This window comes from Actinoplanes sp. HUAS TT8, from assembly GCF_051380535.1.
Taxonomy (GTDB): Bacteria; Actinomycetota; Actinomycetes; order Mycobacteriales; family Micromonosporaceae; genus Actinoplanes.
Map to the genome: position 1 here is coordinate 7,857,501 of NZ_CP195646.1, position 18,533 is coordinate 7,876,033.

The 18,533-nt window shown below is 65.2% G+C and carries 19 protein-coding genes and 2 tRNA genes (1 of these 21 only partly in view); 7 read left to right on the top strand and 14 right to left on the bottom strand.

Annotated elements, in window-relative coordinates:
* From ACSHV8_RS34700 to ACSHV8_RS34730, 7 genes are all read right to left on the bottom strand, one after another.
* On the bottom strand, window positions 1-712 hold the 5' portion of the coding sequence (locus tag ACSHV8_RS34700) for a carbon-nitrogen hydrolase family protein (protein ID WP_436522775.1). 83 nt of this gene lie to the left of the window's left edge; the window shows 712 of its 795 coding nt (coding positions 1-712); the start codon lies at window positions 710-712; the stop codon falls past the left edge of the window.
* A gap of 323 nt (window positions 713-1,035) precedes the next feature.
* Window positions 1,036-1,623, bottom strand: a complete 588-nt coding sequence (locus tag ACSHV8_RS34705) for a GNAT family N-acetyltransferase (protein WP_436522777.1) — start codon at window positions 1,621-1,623, stop codon at window positions 1,036-1,038.
* A gap of 56 nt (window positions 1,624-1,679) precedes the next feature.
* On the bottom strand, window positions 1,680-2,969 hold the full coding sequence (clpX, locus tag ACSHV8_RS34710) for an ATP-dependent Clp protease ATP-binding subunit ClpX (protein WP_436522779.1): 1,290 nt from the start codon (window positions 2,967-2,969) through the stop codon (window positions 1,680-1,682).
* A gap of 212 nt (window positions 2,970-3,181) precedes the next feature.
* Window positions 3,182-3,844, bottom strand: coding sequence for an ATP-dependent Clp protease proteolytic subunit (locus ACSHV8_RS34715; protein ID WP_436522781.1), 663 nt, complete (start codon window positions 3,842-3,844; stop codon window positions 3,182-3,184).
* Window positions 3,845-3,855: 11 nt separating this feature from the next.
* Window positions 3,856-4,491, bottom strand: coding sequence for a ClpP family protease (locus ACSHV8_RS34720; RefSeq protein WP_436522783.1), 636 nt, complete (start codon window positions 4,489-4,491; stop codon window positions 3,856-3,858).
* Window positions 4,492-4,699: 208 nt separating this feature from the next.
* Window positions 4,700-6,049: a trigger factor gene (gene tig, locus ACSHV8_RS34725; RefSeq protein ID WP_436522785.1), complete on the bottom strand. Its 1,350-nt coding sequence runs from the start codon at window positions 6,047-6,049 to the stop codon at window positions 4,700-4,702.
* Between the two features lie 38 nt (window positions 6,050-6,087).
* Window positions 6,088-6,161 (bottom strand) — tRNA-Pro (locus ACSHV8_RS34730).
* Window positions 6,162-6,291: 130 nt separating this feature from the next.
* Between ACSHV8_RS34730 and ACSHV8_RS34735 the strand changes: the two genes are divergently transcribed.
* Window positions 6,292-6,365, top strand: a tRNA-Gly gene (locus ACSHV8_RS34735).
* Window positions 6,366-6,415: 50 nt separating this feature from the next.
* Here the strand turns inward: ACSHV8_RS34735 and ACSHV8_RS34740 are convergent.
* Both ACSHV8_RS34740 and ACSHV8_RS34745 read right to left on the bottom strand, forming a co-directional pair.
* Window positions 6,416-7,042, bottom strand: coding sequence for a tyrosine-type recombinase/integrase (locus ACSHV8_RS34740; RefSeq protein WP_436522787.1), 627 nt, complete (start codon window positions 7,040-7,042; stop codon window positions 6,416-6,418).
* A gap of 474 nt (window positions 7,043-7,516) precedes the next feature.
* The gene (locus ACSHV8_RS34745) at window positions 7,517-7,747 is read right to left on the bottom strand and encodes a hypothetical protein (protein ID WP_436522789.1); all 231 of its coding nucleotides are present in this window, start codon (window positions 7,745-7,747) and stop codon (window positions 7,517-7,519) included.
* Between the two features lie 384 nt (window positions 7,748-8,131).
* Here ACSHV8_RS34745 and ACSHV8_RS34750 point away from each other — a divergent pair, with 384 nt between their 5' ends.
* Together ACSHV8_RS34750 and ACSHV8_RS34755 are read left to right on the top strand one after the other, a co-directional pair.
* A complete protein-coding gene (locus tag ACSHV8_RS34750; protein ID WP_436522791.1) occupies window positions 8,132-9,349 on the top strand; it encodes a helix-turn-helix domain-containing protein in 1,218 nt (405 codons plus the stop codon).
* A 24-nt stretch (window positions 9,350-9,373) separates the two neighbouring features.
* Entirely contained in the window at window positions 9,374-9,850 is a 477-nt protein-coding gene (locus ACSHV8_RS34755; RefSeq protein WP_436522793.1) for an NUDIX domain-containing protein, read from the top strand.
* Between the two features lie 5 nt (window positions 9,851-9,855).
* Here ACSHV8_RS34755 and ACSHV8_RS34760 read toward each other — a convergent pair whose 3' ends face one another.
* The 4 genes from ACSHV8_RS34760 to ACSHV8_RS34775 all read right to left on the bottom strand — a co-directional run bounded on the left by ACSHV8_RS34760 (window position 9,856) and on the right by ACSHV8_RS34775 (window position 15,240).
* The gene (locus ACSHV8_RS34760) at window positions 9,856-12,315 is read right to left on the bottom strand and encodes an AAA family ATPase (protein WP_436522795.1); all 2,460 of its coding nucleotides are present in this window, start codon (window positions 12,313-12,315) and stop codon (window positions 9,856-9,858) included.
* A gap of 361 nt (window positions 12,316-12,676) precedes the next feature.
* Window positions 12,677-13,291, bottom strand: a complete 615-nt coding sequence (locus ACSHV8_RS34765; RefSeq protein ID WP_436522797.1) for a PASTA domain-containing protein — start codon at window positions 13,289-13,291, stop codon at window positions 12,677-12,679.
* Between the two features lie 1,205 nt (window positions 13,292-14,496).
* Window positions 14,497-14,706: a hypothetical protein gene (locus ACSHV8_RS34770; RefSeq protein ID WP_436522799.1), complete on the bottom strand. Its 210-nt coding sequence runs from the start codon at window positions 14,704-14,706 to the stop codon at window positions 14,497-14,499.
* 84 nt (window positions 14,707-14,790) lie between these two features.
* Window positions 14,791-15,240, bottom strand: a complete 450-nt coding sequence (locus tag ACSHV8_RS34775) for a hypothetical protein (protein ID WP_436522801.1) — start codon at window positions 15,238-15,240, stop codon at window positions 14,791-14,793.
* 344 nt (window positions 15,241-15,584) lie between these two features.
* Here ACSHV8_RS34775 and ACSHV8_RS34780 point away from each other — a divergent pair, with 344 nt between their 5' ends.
* Complete coding sequence (locus ACSHV8_RS34780) at window positions 15,585-16,142, top strand: hypothetical protein (protein WP_436522803.1); 558 nt, start codon at window positions 15,585-15,587, stop codon at window positions 16,140-16,142.
* Between the two features lie 25 nt (window positions 16,143-16,167).
* Here the strand turns inward: ACSHV8_RS34780 and ACSHV8_RS34785 are convergent, their stop codons facing one another.
* On the bottom strand, window positions 16,168-17,010 hold the full coding sequence (locus ACSHV8_RS34785; RefSeq protein WP_436522805.1) for a helix-turn-helix domain-containing protein: 843 nt from the start codon (window positions 17,008-17,010) through the stop codon (window positions 16,168-16,170).
* Between the two features lie 72 nt (window positions 17,011-17,082).
* Here ACSHV8_RS34785 and ACSHV8_RS34790 point away from each other — a divergent pair, with 72 nt between their 5' ends.
* The 3 genes from ACSHV8_RS34790 to ACSHV8_RS34800 are packed head-to-tail and all read left to right on the top strand — an operon-like array spanning window position 17,083 to window position 18,439.
* Entirely contained in the window at window positions 17,083-17,580 is a 498-nt protein-coding gene (locus tag ACSHV8_RS34790) for a hypothetical protein (protein WP_436522807.1), read from the top strand.
* Between the two features lie 32 nt (window positions 17,581-17,612).
* Window positions 17,613-17,933 (top strand): ArsR/SmtB family transcription factor, encoded by a 321-nt coding sequence (locus tag ACSHV8_RS34795; RefSeq protein ID WP_436522809.1) that lies wholly within the window; start codon window positions 17,613-17,615, stop codon window positions 17,931-17,933.
* Entirely contained in the window at window positions 17,930-18,439 is a 510-nt protein-coding gene (locus ACSHV8_RS34800) for an SRPBCC domain-containing protein (protein ID WP_436522811.1), read from the top strand. Before ACSHV8_RS34795 ends, ACSHV8_RS34800 begins: the two co-directional genes overlap by 4 nt.
* The last annotated feature ends 94 nt before the right edge of the window (window positions 18,440-18,533 follow it).

The window sequence follows — 18,533 nt, forward strand, 5'->3', positions numbered from 1 at the left end:
CCTCGGTGTCCGGCGCCTGCGCGAGCACGGTCCCCCACGGGTCGATGATCATGCTGCGCCCGAAGCAGGTTCGCCCCGGATCGTGATCACCGATCTGCCCGGCGGCCAGGACGAAGCACTGGTTCTCGATCGCGCGGGCGCGCAGCAGCACCTCCCAGTGGTCCCGCCCGGTGTGCAGCATGAACGCGGCCGGCACCACAAGGATCTTCGCCCCGGCGATCGCAAGCCGCCGGTACAGCTCCGGGAACCGCAGGTCGTAACAGATGCTCAGCCCGGTCGACACACCACCGATCTCGGTGACCACGGTCTCGTCCCCCGGAGCAACGGTGCGCGACTCCTGGTACGAGACACGGCCGGCGATCTCCACGTCGTACAGATGGATCTTGCGATAGCGGGCCGAGAGCGATCCGTCGGGCCGGAAGATCAGCGTGGTGTTGAAGGTCCGGCCCTCCTCCGGGCCGGTCTCGTGGAACGAGCCGGCGTGCACCCAGATGCCGAGCTCACGCGCCGCCGCGGAGAAGAACGCGGCGAACTCGCCGTCGACCCCCTCGGGCTTCGGCGCGTCAGCCGCGCGACCGAGGAAGTCCACGTATTCCGGCAGGACCGCGAGCTCGGCGCCGCCTGCGGCGGCGCGCTCGAGCAAAGACCTCGCGACGGAGAGATTGTGGGCGCGGTCATCCCGCGCGTTCAACTGGCAGACGGCGACACGCATAAATTCGAGCGTACGGCGTGAGCCCCGTCCCGCACCCAGCCCAACGCCCACTTCCCACCCCGCGCCGTTATCCACACCAGCGAGTTGTCCACAGGCCGTCCACACGATCATGAAGGTTCTTGCCACACTGGCATTGGGCACGCCCCCCAGGGAGCGGTGGGGTCCGCGCCGACGTCGGCCGGAGCACGTGAAGCCAGAGCCCCAGCGAGGGGTCAGGCCGGGACCGGCAAGGGTTAGGCCGGGCAAAGCCGGCGGAGTCCGAAGCGCGGCCACGCAGAAACCGGCGCGAGTCGGGGTGGCCGGGCAGGGGCCCACCGCGGTGGCTACCAGCCGGCGGTGCCGGGCATGAGAAGGACTTCCGAGCCGACGGGCTGGAAGCCGGCGGCCAGCAGGACACGCAGGCTCGCGGAGTTGCCGGGGGCGCACTGGGCCCAGATCGGCCGGTCCTCCGGGATCAGATGCCGGGCTGCCGTGGCCAGCAAACGCCCGTGACCTCGGCCCTGTGCGGCGGGATCGACCTCGAAGGCCACCTCCCAGCGCCCGGCCAGGCCCCGGCCGACGACGAGCAGGCCGTGCTCGGACTCCCAGACGCGCACATCCCGGCGGTAGCGGTGAGCACGCAATGCCCGCGGGTGCTCGCTCGCGTCGAGCGGGGTCAGCGAGAGCGGCGGATCGCCCGGGAGTGGGCTCGCCAGCAGGGAGACGTCGAACGCCCCGGCGTGAAGGCCGAAGCGGTCCTCCAGGGCGGTCAGGAAGCGCGGGCCGGTGGGCGCGGCGAAGTCCTCGCCGGCAAGTTTCTCGGCCCAGGCGAACTCGACGTCGGCGGCGACGACGACATGGCCCGGGAACGACACCACCGCCGCCCGGTCGGGCGACGGTGGGGGTACGACCTCGAGCCACGGAACCGGCACGTGCCGGTCGCCGCGTTCGATGCCGGCGAGAATGCCCGCCAGATCGCGGGAGCCGCTCAGGCCGACTTCTCCTCACGAGCGTGCCGGCGCCGGCCCACGAACTCCCGCGGGACGATCGTGGGAATCACGTTCTCCACGACGACCTCGCGAGTGATCACGACGCGGGCGGCGTCGGGGTTGCTGGGCACCTCGAACATCACGTTCTGCAGGACTTCTTCCATGATCGCCCGGAGACCGCGAGCGCCCGTGCCGCGCAGCATCGCCTGGTCGGCGATCGCCTCCAGGGCACCCTCGTCGAACTCCAGCTCGACACCGTCGAGCTCGAAGAGACGCTGGTACTGCTTCACGTAGGCGTTCCGCGGCTCGGTGAGGATCTTGATGAGCGCATCCCGGTCCAGGTTGCGGACCGTGGTGATCACCGGAAGACGGCCGATGAACTCGGGGATCAGGCCGAACTTCAGCATGTCCTCGGGCATCACCCGGCTGAAGATGTCGTCCGTGTTCCGGTCCGAGATCGAGCGCAGGCGGGCACCGAAGCCGACGCCGCTCTGACCGACGCGCTGCTCGATGATCCGCTCCAGGCCGGCGAACGCGCCGCCCACGATGAACAGCACGTTCGTCGTGTCGATCTGGATGAACTCCTGATGCGGGTGCTTACGGCCGCCCTGGGGCGGAACGTTCGCCACCGTACCCTCGAGGATCTTCAGCAGGGCCTGCTGGACGCCCTCGCCGGAGACATCCCGGGTGATCGACGGGTTCTCGCTCTTGCGGGCGATCTTGTCGACCTCGTCGATGTAGATGATGCCCTGCTCGGCGCGCTTGACGTCGTAATCCGCCGCCTGGATCAGCTTGAGCAGGATGTTCTCGACGTCCTCGCCGACGTAGCCGGCCTCGGTCAGCGCCGTGGCGTCCGCGATGGCGAACGGCACGTTCAGCATCCGGGCCAGGGTCTGCGCCAGGTGCGTCTTGCCGCAGCCCGTGGGGCCGATGAGCATGATGTTGGACTTGGCCACCTCGACGTCGCTGCCCCCACCGGGAGCACCGTTCGACTCGGCCTGGATCCGCTTGTAGTGGTTGTAGACCGCAACCGCGAGCGCCTTCTTGGCCTGCTCCTGGCCGACGACGTAGTTGTCGAGGAACTGGCAGATCTCCATCGGCTTGGGAAGCTCTTCCCACTTCACCTCGCCGGTCTCGGCCAACTCCTCCTCGATGATCTCATTACAGAGATCGATGCACTCGTCGCAGATGTAGACCCCAGGGCCCGCGATGAGCTTCTTGACCTGCTTCTGTGACTTCCCACAGAAGGAGCACTTGAGTAGGTCGCCACCGTCACCGATCCGTGCCACCTACGTTCTCCTTGCGCTCAACGACTGACCACTGGCCGGTCCGTGTCCGAGGACGGAATGCCTCGTTGCCATCTCATCGTCTGCCGACCCGCGTAACTGAGGCTGCTGGCTCGACGTTACCCGCAAAGGGGCAGTTCTCCGACCCCCCAAAACGGGCGTGTCAGGGACCGGCCAGTCTAGTCCGACCGGTCCGGCCCCTGACATCGAGTGCCTCAGCTACCGGCGCCGACGGACTGCAGGCTCTTCTTCCGGCTGACCAGAACCGTGTCGACCAGGCCGTACTCCTTGGTCTCGTCCGCGGTCATGATCTTGTCGCGGTCGATGTCCTTGCGGACCTTCTCGACCGTCTGGCCGGAGTGACGGGCCAGCAGCTCCTCGAGCTGGGTCCGCATCCGCATGATCTCCCGGGCCTGGATCTCGATGTCCGAGCCCTGGCCGTAACCACCCTCGGTGGCCGGCTGGTGGATGATGATCCGCGAGTGCGGCAGCGCCATCCGCTTGCCCGGCGTGCCGGCCGCCAGCAGCACAGCGGCCGCGCTGGCGGCCTGGCCGAGGCAGACGGTGCTGATGTCGGGACGCACGTACTGCATGGTGTCGTAGATCGCCGTCATGGCGGTGAACGAGCCACCGGGCGAGTTGATGTACATCGTGATGTCGCGGTCCGGGTCGGTGCTCTCCAGCGTCAGCAGCTGGGCCATCACGTCGTTGGCGGACGCGTCGTCCACCTGGACGCCGAGGAAGATGATCCGGTCCTCGAACATCTTGTTGTACGGGTTCGACTCCTTGATGCCATACGAGGTGCGCTCGGTGAACGAGGGCAGCACGTAGCGGTTGTGCACCGGAGCGAACCCGGGAGGCAGGGAAAGGTCGGTCATGGTTCAGCTCCTCAGTTCAGCGTTCCGGCACCGTCCGGGACCTGAACGGCCCCGGTGATCACCTTGTCGATGAAGCCATAATCTTTCGCCTCCGCGGCCGTGAACCAACGGTCCCGGTCGAAGTCGGTGGCGATCTGCTCCGGGGTCTGACCGGTGTGGAACGCAATCCGATCCTGGAACATGCGCTTGGTGTAGAGCATCTGCTCGGCCTGGATGGCGATGTCAGCGGCGGTGCCGCCCATTCCGCCCGACGGCTGGTGCATCATGATGCGCGCGTGCGGCAGGGCGTACCGCTTGCCCGCCGCGCCGGCGCAGAGCAGGAACTGCCCCATCGAGGCGGCCATGCCCATCCCGACGGTGGACACGTCGTTGTCGATGAACTGCATCGTGTCGTAGATGGCCATACCCGAGTAGACAGAACCGCCGGGCGAGTTGATCCACAGGTGGATGTCCCGCTCCGGGTCCTCGGCGGAGAGCAGCAGGAGCTGCGCGCAGATACGGTTGGCGACCGCATCGGTCACCTCACTGCCGAGGAAGATGATCCGCTCACGCAGCAGGCGGTTGAAGACCGAGTCGTCGAGGTTGCCACTCAGGGAGTCGCCGCCGCGCCGCGACACCGGCCCGGCAGGGATGTGGAGATCGGTCATGGCAGCCCTTCACAGCTTGCTGTATCGGCCGGGTTCCGGCCGGCAGGTCGTCCGTCGTACGACCAACCTAACTGGTCGATTGCGCATCAGCTTCCCGCTCAGGCGGGTGTTCGCTGACAGCGCACCGGCCCACGTACGTACCTCTGAAATGACAGCGGCCACCGCGCACCGTGAGGGGTGCGCGGTGGCCGGGTGAAGCCTGCCTTGATCAGTGGTTGTGACCGGCGTGCTCGTCCTCGCTGGCGGCGCGGAGGTCGTCCAGGGAGAGCGTGTTGCCCTCGCTGTCCTTCATCGTGACCTGCTCCATGACCGAGGCGAGAGCCTTGCCCCGGCGCACGTCGCCGAAGACGGCGGCCGCGGCACCCGAGCGGACCAGCTGGTCGTAGTACTGCTGCGGCTGCATCTGGGCGCGCTGCGCCCGGTGCACGATCTCGTGACCGAACTCGTCGTCCGTGACCTGCACGTCCTCGGCGTCGGCGATGGTGTCGAGCAGCAGCTGGATCCGGACGCCCTCCTGGGCCGCCTCGGTCAGCTCCTGGTCGATCTGCTCCTCGGTCTTCTCCTCGGAGGCCAGGTAGTCCTGCAGGGTGGCGCCGATCCGCTCCAGCTGGTCGGTCATCGCCTGCTTGCGACCCTCGACCTCGTCCTTCACGACACCCTCGGGCGCCGGGATGCCGGCGGCCTCGACGAGCTGCTTGAGAGCCTCGTCACGGGCGGCGTAGATCTGCTCGACCTTCTTGGCCTTGGTGAGCCGCTCGCGCAGGTCACCGCGCAGCTCCTCGAGGGTGTCGAACTCGCTCGCCAGCTGGGCGAACTCGTCGTCGATCTCGGGCAGCTGCTTGTCCTTGACGGTCCGGACGGCAACCTTGACCTCGGCGTCCCGGCCGGCGAAGTCGCCACCGACGAGCTGCGTGGTGAAGGTGGCCTCCTCACCGGCGGACAGACCGACCAGCACCTCGTCCAGACCGGGGAGCAGCTGCTTGCTGCCGACCTCGTGGGAGATGTTGGTGGCCGAACCGCCCGGAACCTCTTCGCCGTCGACAGTCGCGTTCAGGTCGAGCTGAACGTAGTCGTTCTCCGCAGCGGCGCGCTCCACCGTCTTCAGGGTCGCGAAACGCTCACGCAGGCCGTTGATCTGCTCGTCGATCTCGTTGTCGCCGATCTCGACGGCCGGCACCTCGACGGTGATCCCCGACAGATCCGGGATGGCGATCTCCGGGCGCACGTCGACCTCGGCCGTGAACTTCAGCGGCGCGTTGTCGGAGAACTCGGTGATCTCCACCTCGGGACGACCGAGGGTCTTGACGTCGTGCTCCTGGACCGCGGCGAGGATCTGCTGCGGAATCGCCTCCTGGACGGCCTCGTTGAGAACCGCTCCACGGCCGACACGCTGGTCGATGACCGCCGCTGGGATCTTGCCCTTTCGGAAGCCCGGCACCTGAACCTGCGCGCCGATCTCCCGGTACGCCTTCTGCAGGCTCGGCTTGAGCTCCTCGAACGGCACCTCGATGGCGAGCTTCACCCGAGTCGGGCTCAGTGTCTCGACGGTGCTCTTCACAGGCGTACTCCTTGTTGCTGCGGGTAGTTGATGATCAGTCGGGGTGGCGGGATTTGAACCCACGGCCCCTCGCTCCCAAAGCGAGTGCGCTACCAAGCTGCGCCACACCCCGTGGCGTCGGCCAGTGTATGCGGTCTGCTTACCCGCGTGTGCGCTGGAGTCACCTGCTGGGGAATCCGGTTCGCGCGGACGGGAGATGATTCAGTAAGCTGTGCACGAGACCCGGGAAGTTCCGGGGCCTCGCGGGCGTAGCTCAATGGTAGAGCCTCAGTCTTCCAAACTGATTACGCGAGTTCGATTCTCGTCGCCCGCTCCACTGCGAAGGCCCTGGTCAGAGGTTGTTCCTCCGACCAGGGCCTTCGTCGTTCACCCGCCCGGATGATCTTGCGAGCCATTAGCTCGTCTCGGCCTTCCGGCGCTTGCCCTTCTACTTGCCCTTGGACTTCTCGCCGGCCTTCGCGATGCGCCGATCCATGGCCGAGGCGATCTCGCGATCCTGCTCGCTCGTCGTGTGCTGGTGGATTCAGTGCCGCCCGCATCGACGCGTGACCCATCCGGTGCATCAGCTCCCAGGTGGTGCCGCAGATCGTGGAAGCGGAAGTCACCCAGGCCCAGCTCAGCGACGGTCTCGTGCCAGCTCGTGGCTCTGCCGAAAGAACTCGACCGCAGCAGCTGGCTCTTGGCACCGGTGAACACCAGCGATTCCGGGTTCGCGCCAACAAACTCGGCCATATGCTCGGTCAGCGCGTTGACGGCTGCGGCCGGCAGCGCCACGACGCGTACCCCGGCCGCGGACTGCGGTGGCCCGAACTCCACCCGCCCGTTCAGGACCGCGAGCTTGCGCGCCACCCGCACGGTCCCCGCGTTCAGGTCCAGGTCGGAGCGTCGCAGCGCGGCCAACTCGCCCCAGCGCAGCCCGGACAACGCCGCCGTCACGATCAGCGCCCGGAACCGGGGCGGCATCGCGCCGGCGAGCACAAAGCCCTGGACCACGGTCGCGGTCGGCCGCTCGGGAGTGTGGTTTCGGTCATAGCCGGGGATGCGGCACGGTTGACCGGCCGGACCCGGTGCGAGTCGATGTAGGCGGCCACCGCGCCGGTCTCGAAGCGGACCAGGCGGCCGACCTTGACGAACTCGATGCGCCGCTCGGAGGCGAGGCGGATTCTGCCACCATCGGCACACCACCCGACTATGGAGCGCAGGTCGGATCCTCAGCACCGGTCGACGCCTGCAACCAGCCAGACCAGGCCTTCGGCGTAGCAAGCAGTTCCGGTCGCGACGCACCTGGCCAACGGCGCGGGAGGCATCCGTACCGGCCGAAGACCCGCAGCGCCACCCGACGGAGCGAGCAGGGATTTTCCTCGCCGCACACCGCGCAGGCACCGTCCGCGCTATACGCGACGTGCCGATCGAGCTGGGCTTGGGCGAGCTTCAGTTGCTCCCGGACGTCACGGGACAGGAAGACGCTCACGTGTCACCTTCCGAGTTCGAACGAATAGATAGAGGTCGGTAGAAGTGCAGCGCCGCGTGGCGCACGAAGATTTCCCGACGCTCGATGGCGGCACCCGCGCTGTTCACCGAGTAGCCCTGGAGCCAGACCCAGCCGTCATAGGTCGGCTTGCGGTCGATAGAAATCACTCGGAACAGCAGCCAACGCGTACCGGCGAACTGCACTGACGCGTTGCCGTCGACGACCACTACGTCACCAGACCGCGGAATCACGGGTCCTCCCCCCACACCGTCTGGGAAGGCACCGAGGCGGGTGGGAACAAGAGCCAGCACCCGCCCCGGTGCCGGCTCACGAGGCCGTCGCCACCAGATGGCCGCGCCCACCGCAATCCCTGCAGGAACGCCGGGCGGTCACCCGCGCGTCCCGGCACGTCTGCGCCACCATCAGCAGAGCCGTCCGGCGGGTCGTGTACTTCCTCCAACCCACGCCAGCGCACGAGCGGCAGGCGGCGGCCGGGGCGGAAGGGCCAAGAACGGTCATGGAGACAGGCTGTGGCCGAAATCGCCCCAGAACCCGGAAAATCATTCCGGGGTCGCCGATCCCCACACGGGGAGGGTCAGCGGATGCACGGCATGACCACGAACTTGACGATTGGCGAGCGAGTCGCCTGGTACCGCCGCAGGCGCGGCCTGTCTCAGGAGGTGCTCGCCGGCCTGATCGGCCGTACCGCGGACTGGCTCGGGAAGATCGAGAACAACCGGATCGAGCTTGACCGCCTCTCGGTGATCAAGTCGCTCGCGGATGTCCTGGACGTCTCGCTCGGCGATCTGCTCGCCGAGCCGTCTCTCGTCGAGTGGACGACGGACAGCGGGATGGAGACGGTGCCGGCTCTCCGGACCGCCCTCATGGAGTACCGGACGATCACGGCGCTCGGCGCCCGCGGCGAGGGCTCGGTTCCCCCGAACCTGGACGAGCTCCGGAAGGAGACCGGGAAGCTCTGGGACGCCTACCAGGCATCCCGGTTCGGGTTCGTCACCGGCCGACTTCCCGATCTGCTCCACCAGGCTCAAGCCGCCGCCGACGAGTTGGAAGGCCGCGACCGGGAGGAGGCACGGAGCCTGCTCGGCCTTTCCTACCAACTGGCCGCGACGCAACTGACCAAGCTCGGTGAGACCGACCTCGCGTGGATCGCGGCCGACCGCGGGCTCTCCGTGGTCCGGCCGGCGGGAGATCCGACGATCACCGGGTCACTGTTCCGGTCCGTCAGCCACGCGCTCCTGTCTACCGGCCGCTACCAGGACGCCGTGCGTCTCACGACCGACGCCGCTGACTACTTGGACCAGTACCTCACCGAAGCCGGGCCGGAGCTGCTGTCCGTCTACGGGACATTGCTGCTGGGCGGATCGGTTGCCGCCGCCAGGGCGAACGATGCCGGCAGGGCGCGGACGTTCCTCACCGCAGCCGACGAGGCCGCCGGCAGATTGGGGCAGGACGCCAACCACCTATGGACTGCCTTCGGCCCGACGAACGTCGCGATTCACCGGGTCGCCACAGCCGGCGAACTTGGGAACGTCCAGGTCGCGATCGACCTCGGACCGCGGGTCAACACCGCCGGCCTTCCGATGGAGCGTCGAGTCCGTCACGCCTTGGAGGTGTCCCGGGCCTACGGTGCCTGGAACCGCCAGGACGAAGCCCTGTCGGTCCTACTCGATGCTGAGCAGATGGCTCCCGAACAGGTCCGGCACCACTACCTCGGTCGCCAGCTGGTGCTCACCTGGATCAGGCAGCAACGCGGCAAGCCGTCCTCCGAGCTTGTCGGCCTGGCACGCCGTCTCCACGTGCTCGACTGATCCACTCGCCCTACGCTGCTCGATGTGACGACTCCAGAGACGCCCCCGATGGCCACCCCACGCGTCGCCGCTGGCGCCCTCTTCTTCGATGAGGCAGGGCGAGTCCTTCTCGTAAAGCCTGCCTACAAGGACGGATGGGACATCCCTGGCGGCTACGTCGAGCCTGGAGAGTCACCGCGTTCAGCCTGCGCTCGCGAGATCCGGGAAGAGCTTGGCCTTTCAGCCACGCTCGGGATCCATCTCGTAGTCGACTGGGCACCTGCCCCCTCCGAGGGCGACAAAATGTTGTTCATATTCGATGGCGGAGTCCTAGCTAGGGACCTACGTAACCGGATCGATTTTCACGACGGTGAACTGACCGAGTGGCGATTCGTCGCCGACGGAGATCTGGACGCCCACGTTCCTGCCCGTCTGTCACGCCGCATCCGGACAGCGGTGACAGCGAGAAAGCGCGGGGTACCAGCGTACGCGGAACACGGCGACGAGCCATCGCCGATATAACCAAATCAAAAATGGCCCTGATCCGAGGCTCCGTCATCGATTCGCTGACGCTGCTCGGCAATAAGTCGCTGAAGGCTAATGACGATCCGTCGCTGCCCTTCATAGGACGGGTGCTCCGGAGGATTACACGTCAGTGAATCCTCAGAAATCAGATACTCGGAGAACGCGATTACCTTCGATTCTCGCCCATAGACACCACCTCGTATAGCTTGGCGCATTCCATCGAATGCAGCCATGCTCCGGATCGGCGTCACGTCGGCCATGGCGTTGACATATTCGAAGTAACCTAAACTCCAACTGAGATGCTGCCTGCCAGATAGAGATATCTCAACCCTGCTGGCGCTGGAAAAGTCAGTTACCGTTGGGTCGAAGTTGAGAACTAGGCCCGCGCGAAGAAGTGCGTCAACAGAGCTTGAGGCGAACGTCCCAGCCAATCCCATCGACTCGCAGTATTCTATTACGTCTTCAACGTCCGCGAAGTGATCATCCGGATTGGAGTCGGCGAAATCCTCTAGCATCTGCAGAATTCGAACAGACACAAGGGGCGTAGCATCGACAGAATCCCCAAGGAAGAATACGTTCTGGACGTAAGGATTCTGGCCCACCGGATAGCTGTCATACTTCAGGCAGACTAGGGCCTTTGCCGCACGCCACCTTGGAAGCGAGCGCCCAGAGGAAACAAGGAATGCCCGAAGAAGGTCATCTACCTTTAGATGCGGCGAAGTCACGAACAGACGAGCTATCTCCAGCGCCCGCCGAAGATCGTTGTTTGCGAAGTTACCGATCCATTCAGAAACATCATCAGTCTGAAGAAATATTGCTTGCAGACTGCGAGTAAAGGCCGACAGATCGCCAAGCGAGAACGCAATTCCCCTTTCCAAGAAATACTTGGCCTCTGATCTTTGTCGTTCTAGTTCGATTCGACTCTGAATAAAATCGATCCTCTTCTGAATAATTCTATCCATCGGAGGAGTTGGAAGGTAAAGGTCAACGTGCTCAAACGACTGGAGCGCACCTTGGCGAGACATCTGCCAACTGGTCTGATCTGTAATGGGAAGAATGATTAGACACAAGCTTCGCTCGTGCAAGGATCTCGCATACTGATAGACGGATTCCTGGAAATCGATAGCGAAGTGGTCAGCATTATCGAAAACCATAACGGGAAGCTTGTTCCTGACACCTATTACATGACGAAGCAAGCCTTCGATGTACTCATGCGGACGCTGATCCCGGATGTCTTCAATTCGCCTTCCAAAGTCGATCTTAAAACGTTCCTTATCAGAGTTGTAAAGGGTCGACCAAGGGCCGCGCCGGAGGCGGTTGTACTCATCAAAGAACATCCCCTCCAAATCCGAGAACTCCGGGTACCCGTCGCCGAATACAGAGCGTTCGATAGCCTCGACCAGCTTTCGCTGCAGCCAATCGATTACACTGGAGGGATCCGCAGAATAGTCTCCCATATTGATTCGAAGTACGGCGCAACGCTCAGAAACATCTCTATTCAAAATGTGATTAAAGAAGCGCGTTATGAAGGTCGTCTTCCCGGCACCTTTGGTTCCTACCAGGATAATGAATTCATTCCTTTTGGCCCGAGCCGCCCGATCGATAAGCTGAGTCAAGTAGCTTGAGTCAGTTGTATCAATCTCACGGATTCGACCTACAAGATCGCTCGACACTCGCGCCAATCTCGCGTCCGCGGCTTCGCTCTCTCGGGTTTCCACGAAACACGATGTGATCATGTCTGGATCCTGATCGCCCGTTAGTCTTTGAAAGAACGAGGCCATGATCCGATCCATGTCGACCGCCAAGCTCGATGCCGGCACTACACGTGCTGAACCGGCGCGGTTAAGAGACCGAGATACAGCAGTTGTACGAAGAGGCTTACCTTCAGCCTCCTGGAATCGAGGGCGGTATTCGAGCGTTTTAACGGAATCACGGGACAACAGGCCGTAGAAGGCTGAGAAGTTCTGAATCACCTCTTCAACCTCTTTAAAGGCGAATCCCATACCCTCTACGGTATCTTTGCCGTCGCCCAATCGGTTACCCCGGAAAATTACCCACTGTCGACCGTTGGAGAGACAAGCAAGTTCAGCATTCTTCGTGCCACAGTAGCGGATCGCTTGTTCGATACCCTCCCGCAGCGTGGCCTGCTTAAAAACTGGTCCGTTTAGCTTATAGCCGCGAGTGGCATTCTTAGCCCCGTCTAAATCAAACTTCAGGCCATCCCTCTTTGCCTCTACGATAAGGCGCGAGCGGCCATCAATCCGAAAGTTATAGTCGGCAAAACCAGTAATCGCCGGATCCTCAGTAAGAAGCTCGCCGCGATCCCAGCCGAGCACTTCAACGAAGATTCGATCGATGACTTTAACCCGGGTATCCGACTCTGTGATTACGGTTTCGGCGTATCCACTTACCTCTGCGACGATGGCTTTAAAACGCTCAAAAGCGACATCAATCGGTTCCATCACGCCTCCTGCCCGACGACTCCAGCAGCCACGCTCAGCATCCATTACGTAAACATGAAATTCCTCGCATGGCAACGACTCGGACTAGCGGGAAAGCGTCGACGGCAAGGCGGGACCTCGGTCGGAAGGAGTCCCACGATCGCCTACTTCGAATCGACCCAAAATTTCCCATATGCGACAAAGTCTGATCGGCTGATACAGAAACCTAATTTCGGTATCGATCAAAGACTGCCGAATTGATCTCTTTTGGATCAAGGCGCCGCGCGAGCGCGGCGCGGCCGGGCCACTCGGCCTGCTGGCGGCCTCCGGCCGGCATCGGCCGGCGGCCCGGCCAACTATCCGAAGCAGCTTGTTCTGCTCCTCAGCACCACCGCGAGTGGCGGCACGGGTTAGGCCAGTTGATGTCTGGGACAGACGGGCCGCTGCCGCTTCCGGAGTCCTGGTATTCGAGGTTGGCCACCGTCAGCTTGATGGGCATTCCGAACTTCATCCGTTTCCCCGGCGCCGGCTTCTGGGCGACGATCGATCCCGGCTTCTCCCTGCCCCTCGCATCCCGCCAGGAGTACGAGATGTATGCATCTACCGGCGCTCCTGGCCCTGAGTTGATTTCGAGCCACATGGAGCCACGGAGGTCTGGCATCGGCTTGGAATAGAACGCGATCTCGCCCTTGGACGCTTCGACGATGGTGACCGTCGAGCCTCGCGCCACTCTGGTGCCGGCAGCAGGCTTGATCCGCAACACCACAGACTTTTCGCTCCAGTCGCTACTGCCGTGGGCGTCGGAGGCCGACCCCTCAAGGCCGGCTGACTCAAGCTGGTCGGACACGGTGTTCATGGCGTCGCCGACCAGATCGGGCACCGCGACGACGCTCTCGGCCTGCGAGTTCGAATCGGCACCAAAGAGACGGCCGCCGCAACACGCCACAAGCCAGAGAAGGCCTACGGCGCCGATCGCCGCGGCCTGACCCTTCTTCATGGCAGTTGAGGCTACGTATGAGCCTGCCAGCACACAGCCAGCGTCACCTGCAAGGTGCTGAGCTTCGCCCCTGAGGTGTCGCCCGTTCAGCCAGTCCCGGGTCCAGCAGGCATGGCTGCCGCGCCGCTTCGCGGCTTGCCACTGGGAAGGGTGGTCGCTGTGGGCGGGGCGCCGGCGGGCCGGCGAGGTGGGCGCGGGCGTGCCAGGAGCGTGCCATTAAGGCGTGCCGTCGGGGGTCTCAAGCGGTCATGATCGGGCAGTGGTGATCATGGGCTGAGCAGGCAATCCGGGCGGATCATGACAGGGCGCAGCGATCTTCCAAACTGATTACGCGAGTTCGATTCTCGTCGCCCGCTCCACTGCATCGGCCCTGGTCAGGGGGATTCCCCCGGCCAGGGCCGCTTGCTGTCACCCCTAGGGTGATCTTGCGTCCCATTGCCGTGCCATCAGGCCTTTCGACGCCGATGCTTGGCCTCGGACTTCAAGGACTCTCGGCGATCTCAGTTGCTCGCGGCGTGCTGGTAGATCAACGCAACCCGCAGACTCGCGTGGCCTACGGCGGTGCATCACCCCGCGGCGCCGCGACGCCGTTTTCGGTCTGCCGGATGCGAGGCCGACCCGCAGCGCGATCGGCCGCTCCACCGTCCGGCAGAGTTGCCGGTTCGGTTGCCAACTCCAGGCCGCTTCTCAGCGCGGCCAATTTTCTCCGTACGTAGATGGTCTCGACATGTGCGTCGGGGCATCGCCCCGGCGCAGTCCGGAGAAGACAGCCACGGTGATCAGCGCCACGTTCGGGCCGGCATCCTCTCGGCGAGCTCCCTCGCGAACCGCAGTGTTGAGACTCGCGGCCCCGGGCCGGCTGAGGTCACCTACGAGATCGCGATCGAGCCACGGCTGAGCCGCCTGCGTGGCAACGGCGGCAACGCCCCTGCCCGCCCGCTTGCAGCACACGGATGAGATCCGGTGCCCGCACGGTCAGAGGAGCACCGCAGACAACAAGCGTTGCGTACCCGGCCATGATTGATTAGCTCAGCGCACCGACCCGGGCTGCACGGCCATGAAATGCCCGCCAGATCCTCGGCCGCGGCCGGCAATCAGCCGGACCAAATCTTCGGCGTCGCAGCCAGTCCCGGTCGGGACGCACCCGCCAGCGGCGAGGAAGACACCAATGGACTGGAAGACGCTCACTTTGTCACCCGCCATGTTCAAACGACCAGTTCGAGGTCGACAGTGGCGGAGCCCGGCGTGCTGCACGACGATCTGTCGGCGCTCAATCGCCTCGCCGCGCTGTTCAGCGGGTAGCCCTGGATCCAGGCCCAGCCTTCATAGGTCGACTTGCCCCCAGCCGAGATCACCCGGAACAGAAGCCAGCGCGTGTCGGCGAACCGCACTGACGAGTTGCCGTCGATGACCACGACGTCACCGAAGGCGCCCCTGTCAGGAGTGCACTGGTCCCTGGGAGGGCGACACCAGGGGCAACACGGATCGGGTTGATAAGCCTATGCGAGATCCAGCAGGTGCAAATCACCGCCGCGAATCATCCAGTCGTCCCAGTAGCCGAGTCGGCCGCATGCGACGCAGCGGCTGGTGATAGCAAGCGCCCGGATTCCATCGCGACCCTCGTAGAGCGAGTAGCCGACGGCTATGTTGAAGTCCTCTTCGTCCCCATCGCCGTCGCACTCGCAGACCATGATGCCGGTCTTGCTTTCGTCCCAGTAGCCGCCACTGTCTGCGATGAAGTGCTCTTGGCCGCAGCCGCGGCACAGGCGTTTGGCCGTGTTCTCCGTAAGGTCGCCGTGGAGGCCGAATACATGGCCGCCGCAGGATGCGCACGCACACAGCCGCACCTCGTGCACGTCGTAGCCCTCGGCACCCTCCGCCCTCGCGTACTCGACGAGGTCGTCGAGGTCGTGCCCGATCTTCCAGTTGTCGCCATTGCGGGTTGCCACGGTCGCAATCTCATCACGGGGGCTCCGACTTCGAAACGCCTCATAGAGCCAGACGCACTACAGCAAATCAGGTTCAGGCGGAGTCGGACGGCTCAGCTCCGTGATGCGTCGCTTCGGTACGGGGATGGTCTTGCCCCAGTTGGCTGACGCCGCACGGCCCAGCGCCGTGGGCTTGCCCAGCGCGGGCCCGAAACGGCGGCAGCGGTGATCAGGGCCACGTACCTGAGCAACATTCACAAGGGGCTGAAGCACGCCGCGGCCGGGCCGCTCGGCCCGGTAGGAATCCGCGGATCGGCCGGCAGAAATGGGCTCGACGACTGCGGGGCGGCTGCGATCATTCGGTGGTGGAGTTCGGCGGGCGGCTGTATGAGATCGACTCGTGGTACTGCCTTCCTGAGAATGCCTGGCACTACGAGTTGTCCGGGCTGAGCGGTGCGCCCGGTGTCGGGCCGTACCTGACTTTCGCCATCCCGGATGTGACGCCGGACGGTGCTTTCACGCCGAGCTCGGCTCAGCATGTCGTGGTGCGTTTTGGTGGTGGTGTCGCGCCGTGGCCGGTCCTGCAGGAGTTGATCGGCCGGCTCGACTCCAGTGGGGACCTGGTCGATGAGGAGCGGGACTTGTCGGCCGGGGCGATTGCTCTTCCGCTGACGCTCAACACCTGGTCGCACGGATGCCGGCGGTTCGAGGTCAACCACTTCCACAACGACGATTCGTGGTGTTACGAGCTGTACGAGGTCGACACGGACGCAACCGGGAACAACTACATCGCCGTCCGGATCCCCGACGCGCCGGAGACGCCTGGTGATCATGTGGTCCTGACCATGCACGGCCGGTGGACAGTTCCGTGGGCGGTCTTTCGTCGGTTTCTCGATGCCATCCGGGCCGCCGACGGCTGGTGATCATCGCCATGTGCCGGGGACGCCGTCAGGGGGCTCGGAGGTCATTTCCGGGGCGGGAGCGGTAGAGGAGTCGACGCAGGGTGGCCGGTGGGGAGCCGGTCTCGGTGCGGATGGCTCGGGTCATGTGGGGCTGGTCGGCGAAGCCGGTGCGGGCGGCGACCGTGGCCAGCGACGCGCGGGGCTCGGTGAGCAGGTCGTCCAGAGCGGCTCGGACGCGCAGGCGGCGGCGGTAGGTGCTCAGGGTGGAGCCGGTGGCCTGGTGGAACGCGCGGGACAGGTGCCACGGGGACCAGCTCACCACGCCGGCCAGGGCGGTCAGGTCGAGGGTCGGGTCGAGGTGCAGGAGTTCGCGCACTTCCTCGACCACCGGGTGGGCCGGACGGGTCGTGTGCGGGGCCGGCAGCAGGGCGGCGAGCAGTTCGCCGGCCAGGTCGGGGCGGTCGACCGGCGGGGCGGCGAGCAGCCGGCGGTGGATCAGATCGGCCGGGGCGGAGACGTGGAGCAGGCCGGCGCGAAAAGAGGCGCGAAAAGAGACGCGGGAAGAGGTGCCAAAAGAGGCGCGGGAAGAGCTGGGGAGCGGGCCGGTGCGGGCCAGGCGGTCGGCCAGCTCGGGGGTGACGGTGAGGGCGGTGCACACGTCACCGCCGTGCGGGTGGCTGATTCGCTGGGTTTCGCCCGGGCGCTGGATGTAACCGGTGGTGACGTCGGCCAGGGTGGCGCGGCCGTCGGCGTGGCGGACGAAGACGCCGCGGCGGACGAGCACGACCGCGGGGGTGGTGACCGGCTCCTCGGGGGCGTGGCCTCCGGCGCAGCGGACCGCGGTGGCCGTGACCCACCCCGTGGTCAGCAACCCCCGGAACTCAAGCATGGCCCGACGGTAGCGACGGGGTACGACAAGACCGTTCAAGACCTGGGGGCGGGGCTCGGGGACGGTGGCGGCATGACTCTTCACGACGAGCTCGCGGCTGACCGCCCGTACGGGGAAATTGATGATCTTTATGGTCTTTTGATCGGAAGCTGGGACGTGGTCAACCGCTATCGGCGGCCGGACGGTGAGTGGGTCACCGGGACCGTGGTGTGGACGTTCGGGCGGGTGCTGGCCGGGCGGGCGGTGCAGGACGTGATGTGGTTCACCGCGCCGGGGCCGGACGGCTATCCGGTGCGCCGGACGGGCAGCACGATGCGGCTTCACGATCCGGAGGCGGGGGTGTGGCACGTCGTGTGGTTCTCGCCGTTGGGGCGGATCTGGACGCTTGTGGGCCGTTCGGGTGACGACGGCGACATCCTGCAGGAGGGCCGCCAGGGGGACGGGACGACCGTGCGTTGGGTCTTCACCGATCTGACCGAGACGAGTTTCCGCTGGTTGGGGCACGTCTCGGCCGATGACGGGGCATCTTGGGAGCTGGAGCAGGAGATGTTGGCGTGCCGACGCGATTGACATGTGACCGTAAGGTCACATAACTTTGCGTCATGACGGACGACGATCGGGTGTTCAAGGCTCTGGCCGACCCGAGCCGTCGCTTTCTGCTCGACCTGCTGTTCGCGCGTGACGGCCGCACGCTCACCGAGCTGGAGTCCGAGCTGGAGATGACGCGGTTCGGCGTCGCCAAGCACCTGAAGGTGCTCGAGGAGGCGGGACTCGTCGTCACGCGCCGATCGGGGCGGGAGAAGTTGCACTTCCTGAACGCGATTCCGATCCGGCAGATCCACGACCGGTGGATCGACAAGTACACCGAGCACCAGATCATCACCCTCATCGATCTCAAGCACACGCTGGAGGAAGAGTCATGAGCGACACCAAGGTGTTCCGCATCTGGGTCAAGGCCACGCCGGAGAAGATCTGGCAGGCGATCACCGATCCGGAGTGGAATCGCAAGTACGGGTACGGCACCCCGCAGACCTACGACCTGCAGAAGGGCGGCCAGTACCAGGCGGTCGCCTCCCAGGAGATGAAGGACTACGCGGCCGCCAACGGCTTTCCGATGTCGTCGGACATCGTCGTCGACGGGGAGGTCCTGGAGGCCGAGCCGCCGCGCCGGCTGGTGCAGACCTGGCGGATGCTGATGGACCCGACCACCGCGGCCGAGCCGTTCACGACGCTCACCTGGGACATCGAGGACTCGGCGCCGGGCGTCTGCCGGGTCACCATCACCCACGACGTGACCGGGGCTCCCGCGACCGGCGGCATGGTCATGGGCAGCCCGGACGCGGGCGCCGAGGGTGGCGGCGGCTGGGCCTGGGTCCTCAGCGACCTCAAGTCGCTGCTGGAGACCGGCAAGATCCTGGCCGACGCCTGAGATCGCGCCGGTCCGGTCATGGGCGGGGGAAAGCTATCCTCCGCCCATGGCCGTTCTCTGGTTCGCCCTTCTCGGACTGGGAATATCGATGACC